This window comes from Curtobacterium sp. MCLR17_042, from assembly GCF_003234695.1.
GTDB lineage: Bacteria > Actinomycetota > Actinomycetes > Actinomycetales > Microbacteriaceae > Curtobacterium > Curtobacterium flaccumfaciens.
Window position 1 is genome coordinate 292579 of record NZ_QKTD01000001.1, and the last position, 10038, is coordinate 302616.

Consider the following 10038-nt stretch of genomic DNA (forward strand, 5'->3'; position numbering starts at 1 on the left):
CTCGACCACTTCCCGCTCCACTACGCAAAGGACATCCATGCCCGTCCCCACCACCCCCATCGGCCGCGTCCTCGTCACCGGCGGCGCCTCCGGACTCGGCGCCGCCGTCGTGGCCGCCGTCACCGAGGCCGGCGGCACCCCGATCGTCCTCGACCTGCGGATCGACGCCGTCCCCGAGGGCGTCGACGCCGTCGCCGTGGACGTCTCGGACACCGACGCCGTCGAGCAGGCGGTCCGTGACGCCGCCGAGCGGCACGGCGGCCTCGACGCCGTCGTCACCGCCGCGGGCATCGACACCCCCGCCCCGATCGACGCGATCTCGTCCGGCAAGTGGGAGCAGATCGTCGGCGTCAACCTGATCGGCACCGCCTCGACCGTGCGCGCCGCCCTGCCCGCCCTCGAGGCCACGCACGGCCGCGTCGTCACGATCTCGTCGTCGCTCGCGCTGCGCGGCGTCGGCGACGGCACCGCGTACTCGGCGTCGAAGTTCGGCGTCCGCGGCTTCTCGCAGGCGCTGGCCGCCGAGACCGCCGGTCGCATCGGCGTGACCAACATCATCCCCGCCGGGATGCGCACGAACTTCTTCGCCGACCGGACCGAGCAGTACAAGCCGGGCCCGGACGCGCAGCTCATCGAGCCGGAGTACGTCGCGAACTCGATCATCTTCGCGCTGTCGCAGCCGGCCGGCTGTGAGATCCGCGAGCTGTCGATCATGCCGGCGACGGAGCCGAGCTGGCCGTAGTCGCTCGCCGCTGACGGACGGGAGGCGCGGTGCCGGCTGGCACCGCGCCTCCCGTCTGTCCGTGTGCCGGGTCCCGTGCACGGTGCGCAGTGCGTCGCCTGGTGCAGCGTTGACGGCTGGGTGCGCGCTTGCAGCGCCGCACGCGGCGGTGAACCGCGCACGGGGCGACGGCGTGCGCACGGTGCGGCCGGGAGGCGCGTTGCGGGCTGGCAGCGGGCCTCCCGTCCGGCGTCCGGTCGCGTTCCGTGCACGGTGCGCGGTGCGTCGCCTGGTGCAACGTTGACGGCTGGGTGCGTGCTTCCAGCGCCGCACGCAGCGGGCAACTGCGCACGGGGCGACGGCGTGCGCACGAGACCGAAGCTCGCACGGTGCGAGGCTCGTCAGAGCGTGCGGAGCAGGTCCTCGACGTCGGCGAGGACGGCCTCCGGCTCGACCTGGTCCACGTAGGACGGGTCGTGCTCGCACCGCTCGGCGGTCCAGCCGACCTGGGTGACGTCGATGCCGCACACCGGGCACTGCGTCACGAAGGACAGGTGCACGCGGTGCCGACCGCGGTCGAACGGCCCGGCGTTGATGACGTTGCCGAACCAGAACACCCCGACGGTCGGGGTCCCCACGGCGACGGCGAGGTGCCGTGGGCCGGAGTCGTCGCCGACCATGACGTCGGCGGCGGCGAGGACGTCGGGGAGCTCACGCAGCGGCAGTGACCCGGTGAAGTCGTGCACGCGCTCCCGCAGCTCGGGCGGCAGTGACGCGACGATGGCGGACGACGCCGGGACGTCGGAGTCGTCACCCACGAGCACGACGTCGTCCCCGGCGGCGAGCCGGGCACGGGCGACCTCGGCGAAGCGGGAGGGGCTCCAGCGGCGACGCGGGTCGGTGGCGCCGGGGTGGATCGCGACGAGTCGTCCCCGGACGCCGAGGCGCTGCCGGACCCCGGCCCGCGCGGCCTCGGGGACGTGCAGCCGGGGGTCGAGGGTGAACGGTTCGGCGCCGGCGAGCGAGGCCACCTCGAGCGCTCGGACGACCTCGTGCTGGTAGTAGACGTACCGGACCCAGCGCTCCAGGACCTCGGCGTCCTCGGTGGCGGTGCCCACGGTGTGACGGGCACCGAGCCGGAGCAGGAACGGGTTCGAGTTCCGGCCGCCGCCGTGCAGCTGCACCGCGAGGTCGAAGCGCCCGTGCAGCCGGTCGAAGAAGTCCTGCTCGGTCGGTGCGCCCTCGCCGGAGTCCCGGACGCCGGGCACGACGGGGAGCTCCTCGTGGGCGTGCACGGCCTCGGTGCGGCCCTCGAGCACCGGCCGCGCCGTCGGCGCCCCGAGCAGCGTGATCCGGGCTCCGGGGTACGCGGCGGCCAGGGCCTCGACCGCCGGGAGGGCGAACATCAGGTCGCCCAGTCCCCCGCCGCGGAGCACCGCGATCTCGCTGACACCGTCGAACCGTTCTCCGCCCACACCGATCTGTTGCACAGCTCCACGTCTACCGGTCGGACCCGTCCGGACGCCCAGCAGCGGCCCCGGATGGACGAGAAGCGCGATGCCGTGACCGCACACAGCGGAGCACGAGCACCGTGTGAGGCCCCGCCCGCCTCCGGAAGGACCCCATGACGATCGCACCCCCCGCCGCCGACGACCTCGTGGTGACCGACCCCGTGAACGGATCGATCGCGTCCACCCTGCGCCGCTCGACCGAGGACGACGTCCGCAACGCCGTCGCTCGCGCCCGTGCCGCTGCCGGTGCCTGGGCCCGGACCGCGCCGGCCGAGCGCGGTGCCCTGCTGCACGCCGCGGCCGAGCACCTCCGTGCGCACGCGCAGGAGCTGGCGGACCTGAACACCCGCGAGACCGGCAAGGTGCCCGGCGACGCACTCGGTGGGGTCGAGGCCGGCATCGGCACGCTCGTGCAGTACGCCGAGCTCGGGCCGGTGCACCGCGGTGAGGCCCTGCGCGGGCAGTTCGGTGCCGCCGACTGGTCGGTGCCGCACCCGCGTGGCGTGGTGCTCGCCCTGACGCCGTGGAACGACCCGGTCGCCGTGGCGTGCGGGATCCTCGGCGCAGCGATCGTCACGGGCAACACCGTGGTGCACAAGGGCAGCGAACGCTGCCCGGCGACCTTCGCCCGACTCAACGCGCTGCTCGCCGAGGTCCTGCCGGACGGCGTGCTCATCGGGGTCGACGGCGACGCGACCACCGGCGAGCTGCTCCTGGCGCAGGAGGGCATCGACGTCTACGCGCACGTCGGGTCGACCGCGACCGGCGACCGCCTGAGCGAGGTGGCCGCGACCACCCGCGCCCACGTCATCCGCGAGAACGGCGGCAACGACCCGGTCATCGTCGACGCCGACGTCGACCCCGAGTGGGCCGCCGCACAGGTCGCCCTCGGCGCGTTTGCGAACACCGGCCAGATCTGCACCAGCGTCGAGCGGGTGTACGTGCACCAGGACGTCGCCGAGCCCTTCGTCGCCGCGCTCGTCGCCGAGGCGGAGCGCCGCACGGCTGCACCCGCCGCGGAGTTCGGGCCGCTCGTGGACGACCGGCTGCGCGAGCTCGTGCAGCACCACGTCGACGACGCGATCGCCCGCGGCGCCTCGGCCCGGACCGGTGGCGTCACGCCCGGCGGGCTCGGATCGTTCTACCCGGCGACCGTCCTGACCGACTGCACGGACGACATGCTCGTGCTGACCGAGGAGACCTTCGGCCCGATCGCCCCGGTGCGCGCCGTGTCGGACTTCGCGGAGGGCCTCCGGCTCGCCGCGGCGGACCGCTACGGCCTCGCAGCGACGGTGCTGACGAACGACACCGCGCACGCACTCCGTGCCGCGGCCGAACTGCCCGTCGGCACCGTCAAGGTGAACGCCGTGTTCGGCGGCGCTCCGGGCGGCAGCGCCCAGCCCCGCGGTGCCTCGGGCGCCGGGTTCGGGTACGGACCGCACCTGCTCGACGAGATGACGACCACGACGGTGGTGCACCTCGAGGCAGCCCCGCCGCGCCGCACCGCCGAGCCGTCGACCGCAGCAGCCGGCGCCACCGCAGCCACCAGCAGCACCGGCGCCGCAGCAGGCACCGCCGGCCCCGCAGCCGCTGCCGGCGCCACCGCCGGCAGCGCCGACACCGTGGGAGGCACCCGATGACCGCCGACGTCCGGCTGGTCCGTGACCTCGTCGCCACGATCGACGACCGCGAACCCCTCGTCGTCGTCATCGGCGACTGCATCCTCGACCGCTGGACCGTCGGCGAGGCCGAGCGGGTCTCCCGCGAGGCCCCGGCCCCCGTCGTGCGCGTCACCGAGACCATCGCGGTGCCGGGCGGTGCGGCGAACACGGCCGTGAACGCCCGCGCCCTCGGTGCCCGGGTCCGCATGGTGGGGCTCATCGGTGACGACGAGGCCGGTGAGGTCCTGCGCCAGCGGCTCGAGGCAGCCGGCGTCGACACGTCGTTCCTGGTCGAGATCCCCGGTGCCCGCACCACGACGAAGTCGCGCGTGGTCGGCGGTGACCGCGTGGTGGTCCGGGTCGACGAGCTCGCCGCGACCCCGACCGCCGAGCACGGCGAACGCCTCGCCCGCTCGGTGGCCCGTGCCGTCCGGTGCGCCGACGCCGCGGTCGTGTGCGACTACGGCCTGGGCGTCCTCCCCGAGGACGTCGTGCCGATGCTCGACCGTGACCGCCCCGGCGCCGTCGTGGTCGACGCGCACGACCTGACCCGCTGGGCCGCGCTGCACCCCGACCTCGTCACGCCGAACGCCGGTGAGACCGCCGCGCTGCTCGGCACGGAGCTCGGCACCGGCGCGGACCGCGTCGGCACCGTCGTCGCGGCCCGTGCCGACGTGCTCGCCCGCAGTGGGGCCCGGGCCGCGGTGGTCACGCTCGACCGCGACGGCACCGTGCTGCTCGAGCCCGGCTCCGACCAGGGGTTCCGCACGCGTGCGACGCCCGCCTCCGAGCAGCAGGCCTCCGGCGCCGGTGACACCTTCTGCGCCGCCGCGACCGTCGCCCTCGCCGTGCAGGCACCCCTGCGCGACGCCGTCGCCGTCGCCCAGGCCGCTGCCGACGTCGTGGTCCGCGAGGCCGGCACCTCCGTCTGCACCGCCGCGGCCCTGCTCGACTCGGTGACCGCGCCGGCGGCGACCGTCGTCGACCACGACGAGCTCGCCACCGCCGTCGAGGCCGCACGCCAGGCCGGCCGCCGCGTCGTCTTCACGAACGGCTGCTTCGACGTCGTGCACCGCGGGCACACCACGTACCTGCGCCAGGCCCGTGACCTGGGCGACCTGCTCGTCGTCGCGCTGAACGACGACGACTCGGTGCGCCGGCTGAAGGGCCCGGAGCGGCCGATCAACCCGGCCGAGGACCGCGCCGGCGTGCTCGCCGCGCTGGCCTGCGTCGACCTGGTGACGGTGTTCGCGACGGACACCCCCATCCCGCTCATCGAGCGGCTGCGCCCCGAGGTCTACGTCAAGGGCGGGGACTACTCCCCCGAGATGCTGACCGAGACCGAGGTCGTGCGCGGCTACGGCGGCGAGGTCGTCATGGTCGACTACGTGCCCGAGCACTCCACCAGCGCCGTCGTGCGCCGGATCCGCGAAGCCGCTGCGCGGCCCGAACCGGACCCGGCACCGTGACCGCCCGCTGGTCCGGGTCCTGGGCGAAGGCCCCCGATCCAGCGGACACAAGCACGGTCGACGTCGACGTGCTCATCCCGACCGTCGGCAGGCCGGCCGAGCTCGCCACGACGCTCGCCGGCCTCGCCGCCCAGACCGAGATCGACCTGCGCGTCGTGCTGAGCGACCAGTCCGCGGACGGAGACGCCGCCAGCGCGCCAGCGGTCGCCGCGATGCTCCGCGTCCTGGAGGCGCAGGGCCGGCCCGTCACGCTCCTCACCCACCCGGAACGGCGTGGCCTGGCAGAGCACCGGCAGTTCCTGCTCGACCACGCCCAGGCACCTGCGGTGCTGTTCCTCGACGACGACGTCTGGCTCGAGCCGGGGTCGATCGCGCGGATGCTCGACGCGCTGCGCACCCTGGGCTGCGGGTTCGTCGGCAGCGCCGTGCAGGGCCTGTCGTACCTGCAGGACCGCCGTCCGAACGAGACCGCGGTGTTCGAACGGTGGGACGGCCCCGTCGTGCCCGAGGTGGTGCGCCGCGGGACCCCCGGCTTCGACCGCTGGTCACTGCACAACGCCGCGAACCCGACGCACGTCGCCGCCGACCTCGACCTGCACCCCGGCGAGTGGGTGCCCTACCGCGTCGCATGGGTCGGCGCCTGCGCGCTGTACGACCGCCGTGCGCTCGAGGAGGTCGGCGGCTTCCGGTTCTGGGACACCCTGCCGCCCGACCACGCCGGCGAGGACGTCGTCGCGCAGTGGCGGGTGATGGAACGGTTCGGCGGTGCGGGCATCATGCCCTCGGGTGCCGTGCACCTGGAGGCCCCGACCACCGTCGTCGACCGCAGTGTCGACGCACCCGACGTGGTCTTCGCGGACGGGAACGTCATACCGCGGTAGGGGGTGGTCGAGACCGCCGCGGGATGGCCAGCGCGCGTCGGCTCCGTAGCGTCGTCCTCGTCGGCGAGTTCCGTCGGCGGGAGGGAGCACCCCGTGTTCGACCAGATCACCCCGCTCGTCGTCGAGCTGGCCGCGAGTCCGCTCGTCTACGTCGTCCTCTTCGTCCTGTGCCTGGTGGACGGCTTCTTCCCGCCGGTGCCGAGCGAGTCCGCCCTGGTCGCGGTCGCCGCGATCGCCGCGACGTCCGGACAGCCCGTCCTCGCCGTGGTGCTCGTCGCCGCCGCCCTGGGAGCGATCGCCGGCGACTCGATCGCGTACTGGATCGGGCGCCGGATCGGGTCCGCCCGGCTGGCCCGTTCGAAGCGACCACGGATCGCGGCGGCCTTCGCGTTCGCCGAGCGGCAGATGCAGCGCCGCTCCGCCAGCCTCATCCTGACCGGGCGCTTCATCCCCGTCGGCCGGGTCGCGGTCAACATGACCGCCGGAGCGACCCGGCTGTCCTACCGCCGGTTCCTGGCGATCAGCGCGATCGCGGGGCTGGCGTGGTCAGCGGTGTCGATCGGCATCGCCCTGGCCGCGTCGAGCGTGCTGCACGAACCGATCGTCGCGGCGCTGGTGTCGATGGTGGTCGCCGCCGGGCTCGGGATCGCGGTCGACCGGGTGCTCGGTAGCATCAGCCGCAGGCGCGACGCGCGTGCCGCAGCTCGAGCAGCAGCACCGAGCGCCCCGACAGCGACGAAGGCCACCACGACGTCGCCGTCCTCCTCTGCACCGCACCTCGCCCGAACCGGAGAGACCGCCCGCCCGTGACCGTCGTCCCGAAGCCCCGACCCTCCTGGGTCCGGCCCGCCGTGCAGATCGGCTTCGTCGTCGTCGCGGTCTCCCTGTTCGCTGTCGCGGCACCCGTGACCGCGGTGTTCTACGGCGTCCCCGTGCCGCTCGCGTTGCTCGTGACCGCCGTGCTGTCGGCGAGCATCGGCCTCGCACCGCTCTTCCCCCGCACGGCGTCGGGCGCGCACCTCGTCGCCCTCGCCGGCCTCGGGGTCCTGACGGCACCCGGCACCATCGGGCCCTGGCCGGTCTCGGTCACGAGCATCATCGGCCTGAGCGTGCTGCTCGTCGTGCTGGGTGTCCGCACCACCTGGCGGCTCACCGCGGTGGTCTGGGTCGCGGCGACACTGCTCACCCTGCTGCTCATCGGCGTGACGCCCGACCGGTGGGGGCAGGTCGACGTCTGGGCGACGAGCTTCGTGGTGAGCGCCGGCGACACCCTCGTCGTGGCCGCCGCTGCGGTCGTCATCGGGCAGCGCCGGACCGTGCGCGAGGAACTCGCCGCCGCCCGCCGCGACACCGAGCTCGAGCAGGCCCGACGCCGGACGGTCGAGGAGCGCTCTCGGATCGCCCGTGAGCTCCACGACGTCGTCGCCCACAGCATGTCCGTCGTGCACATGCAGGCCGAGTCCGCCCCGTACCGCGTCGCGGACCTGCCGCCGGACGCCCGCACCGAGTTCGCCGCGATCGCCGAGACCTCGCGCACGGCCCTGCGGGAGATGCGGCAGCTGCTCGGCACCCTGCGTGGCGACGCCGACGCCGAGCGTGCGCCGCAACCGCGGCTCGCCGACCTGCCCGCACTGGTGCAGGCCACCCGCGCGGCCGGCATCTCCGTCGACCTCCGACTCGACGAGCGGCTCGACCCGGACCTCGACGACGTCGACCGGCTCGCACAGCTCACCGTGTACCGGGTCGTGCAGGAGGCGCTCGGCAACGTCGCCCGGCACGCGCCCGGTGCGACCACCGTCGTGACGGTCGGGAGGCACGGCTCGGCCCTCACGGTCGAGGTCGCCAACACCGCGCCACCGGCCGGCAGCGTGCCCGGTGCTCCGCCGGACGACGGCGGCTTCGGTCTGGCGGGCATGCGCGAGCGGGTCGCCGCGCTCCGCGGCACCATCGACCACGGACCGGACCCGGACGGCGGCTTCCGCGTCGCCGTCAGTCTGCCCACCCGGCCCACCGCGACCACGTCGCAGCCGACGGCCGACGGGGGAACGCGATGACGCGGGTGATGGTGGTCGACGACCAGCAGATGTTCCGTGTCGGACTGCGGGCGATCCTCCAGGCCCAGGACGACGTCGAGGTCGTCGGCGAGGCCGCGAACGGTGCCGACGCGGTCGTCATGGCGATCCGGCTCCGGCCGGACGTGATCCTGATGGACGTCCGGATGCCGGAGCTCGACGGGATCGAGGCGACCCGGCGGATCACCGCGGCGCCCGCGGAGTCGCCCGTCCGCGTGGTGATGCTCACGACGTTCGACATCGACGACTACGTGTTCGACGCGCTCCGTGCCGGGGCGAGCGGGTTCCTGCTCAAGGACGCGAGCGCCGAGGAGCTCGTGCAGGCCGTGCGGACCGTCGCGGCCGGCGACTCCCTGCTCGCCCCGAGGGTGACCCGGCACCTCGTCGAGGCCTTCGTCGCCGGTCCGCAGCCGGCGGCCCCGCGGACCGAGGTGCTCGACGTGCTGACCGACCGGGAGCGGGACGTGTTCCTGCTGATGGCGCGGGGGCGGTCGAACGGCGAGATCGCGGCGGAGCTGTTCATCGCCGAGCAGACCGTGAAGACCCACGTCGGCCGGGTCCTGGCGAAGCTGCAGCTGCGGGACCGGGTGCACGCCGTCGTGCTGGCGTACGAGAGCGGGCTGATCACGCCGTCCGCGTGAGGTGCGGGCCCGGAGCGCGACCCAAGACGGACGGGAGGCCCGGTGCCAGCTGGCACCGGGCCTCCCGTCAGCGGGGTGGTCGCGACTCAGGCGGCGAGGTGCGCCTGCAGGAACCAGCGGTCCTTGGTCAGCGCGCGCTCGATCTCGATCGCGACGTCCTGGCTGTTGAGGTCGACCTCGTCGAGGCCGTCGACCGCACGGCGGACCTGCAGCAGCGCTGCGTCGATCTGGGCGATCACCTCGGTGACGGTGACGTCGGAGTTCTGGAAGCCCTGCGACAGCGGCGGCAGGGTGGTGTTCGCGGCGACGGTCGCGATGCGCGAGTCGACCGGCAGGCCGAGGGCGACGATGCGCTCCGCGGCCTTGTCCGCGTAGTCCTGCGCGTGCTCGACGATCTCGTCGAGGAGCTCGTGCACGCCGACGAAGTTGCGGCCACGGACGTGCCAGTGGGCCTGCTTGCCGTTGACGACGAGTGCCTCGAGGTCGATGACGACGGGGGCGAGGAACTGGGCGACCCCCGCTGCGAGCTCCGGCGTGGTCGAGAACGGGGACGTGGTGCTCGGTGTGGTGGTGCTGCTCTGCGTGGTCATGGCACAACCATGCCCCCGTCTTTTGCACATTGCAAGGAAGAGCAGGCTGCCCTTACCCGCCGTACTCGACCTGGACCTGCTGGCCGGCGTCGGTGAGTTCGAGCTGCACCATGGACCGAGCGCGCTCGATCCACGGGCTGTCCGCGCACCCGATCCACACCGAGGTGCGGGGCTCGCAGCCCGTCACGCACCACTCGGCGGCCCACCCGGTCAGGGCGTGTGCGAGGGCTTCGCCGTGGTCGGCGAAGGCCAGCGGGGCGACGGCCGAGCTGCGGGCGCTCCGGACCAGCCAGGTCACGGTGACGCGCGGCGGGGCAGGCAGGATGCGGATCTGCTCGTCGAGGGCGACCTCGACGAAGACCTGCCCGTACGTGTTCTCGGGGAGTTCCTCGAGCTGGCGGTGGATCTCGACGAGGTCCTCGGCACCGCCCGCGATGAGGATGCGTTCGCTGGGCTGTCGCCGGGTCCGTGCCATGTGGCAACGGTAAGGGA

10 protein-coding genes are annotated in these 10038 nt (G+C 74.2%); 7 read left to right on the top strand and 3 right to left on the bottom strand.

Annotated features, from left to right (window positions below; all coding sequences use genetic code 11):
• Window positions 1-37: 37 nt before the first annotated feature.
• A complete protein-coding gene (locus DEJ02_RS01430) occupies window positions 38-742 on the top strand; it encodes an SDR family oxidoreductase (protein ID WP_027465581.1) in 705 nt (234 codons plus the stop codon).
• Between the two features lie 380 nt (window positions 743-1122).
• Here the strand turns inward: DEJ02_RS01430 and DEJ02_RS01435 are convergent, their stop codons facing one another.
• Window positions 1123-2211 (bottom strand): glycosyltransferase family 9 protein, encoded by a 1089-nt coding sequence (locus tag DEJ02_RS01435; protein ID WP_111031748.1) that lies wholly within the window; start codon window positions 2209-2211, stop codon window positions 1123-1125.
• A 134-nt stretch (window positions 2212-2345) separates the two neighbouring features.
• Between DEJ02_RS01435 and DEJ02_RS01440 the strand changes: the two genes are divergently transcribed.
• The 6 genes from DEJ02_RS01440 to DEJ02_RS01465 all read left to right on the top strand — a co-directional run bounded on the left by DEJ02_RS01440 (window position 2346) and on the right by DEJ02_RS01465 (window position 8956).
• Window positions 2346-3872 carry an aldehyde dehydrogenase gene (locus DEJ02_RS01440; protein WP_111031749.1) on the top strand — a complete coding sequence of 509 codons (1527 nt, stop codon included), beginning with the start codon at window positions 2346-2348 and terminating at the stop codon, window positions 3870-3872.
• A complete protein-coding gene (rfaE2, locus tag DEJ02_RS01445) occupies window positions 3869-5362 on the top strand; it encodes a D-glycero-beta-D-manno-heptose 1-phosphate adenylyltransferase (protein WP_111031750.1) in 1494 nt (497 codons plus the stop codon). Before DEJ02_RS01440 ends, rfaE2 begins: the two co-directional genes overlap by 4 nt.
• The gene (locus DEJ02_RS01450) at window positions 5359-6243 is read left to right on the top strand and encodes a glycosyltransferase family 2 protein (protein ID WP_111031751.1); all 885 of its coding nucleotides are present in this window, start codon (window positions 5359-5361) and stop codon (window positions 6241-6243) included. The genes rfaE2 and DEJ02_RS01450 overlap by 4 nt, the downstream gene beginning before the upstream one ends.
• A 93-nt stretch (window positions 6244-6336) precedes the next feature.
• A complete protein-coding gene (locus DEJ02_RS01455; protein WP_111031752.1) occupies window positions 6337-7053 on the top strand; it encodes a DedA family protein in 717 nt (238 codons plus the stop codon).
• Window positions 7050-8297 (top strand): sensor histidine kinase, encoded by a 1248-nt coding sequence (locus DEJ02_RS01460; protein ID WP_111031753.1) that lies wholly within the window; start codon window positions 7050-7052, stop codon window positions 8295-8297. Before DEJ02_RS01455 ends, DEJ02_RS01460 begins: the two co-directional genes overlap by 4 nt.
• Complete coding sequence (locus tag DEJ02_RS01465; protein ID WP_111031754.1) at window positions 8294-8956, top strand: response regulator transcription factor; 663 nt, start codon at window positions 8294-8296, stop codon at window positions 8954-8956. The genes DEJ02_RS01460 and DEJ02_RS01465 overlap by 4 nt, the downstream gene beginning before the upstream one ends.
• An 86-nt stretch (window positions 8957-9042) precedes the next feature.
• On the opposite strand, the gene DEJ02_RS01470 is transcribed toward DEJ02_RS01465, so the two are convergent.
• Both DEJ02_RS01470 and DEJ02_RS01475 read right to left on the bottom strand, forming a co-directional pair.
• Window positions 9043-9546: a Dps family protein gene (locus DEJ02_RS01470; RefSeq protein WP_111022885.1), complete on the bottom strand. Its 504-nt coding sequence runs from the start codon at window positions 9544-9546 to the stop codon at window positions 9043-9045.
• 52 nt (window positions 9547-9598) lie between these two features.
• A complete protein-coding gene (locus DEJ02_RS01475; RefSeq protein ID WP_111031755.1) occupies window positions 9599-10021 on the bottom strand; it encodes an SIP domain-containing protein in 423 nt (140 codons plus the stop codon).
• Window positions 10022-10038: the final 17 nt, after the last annotated feature.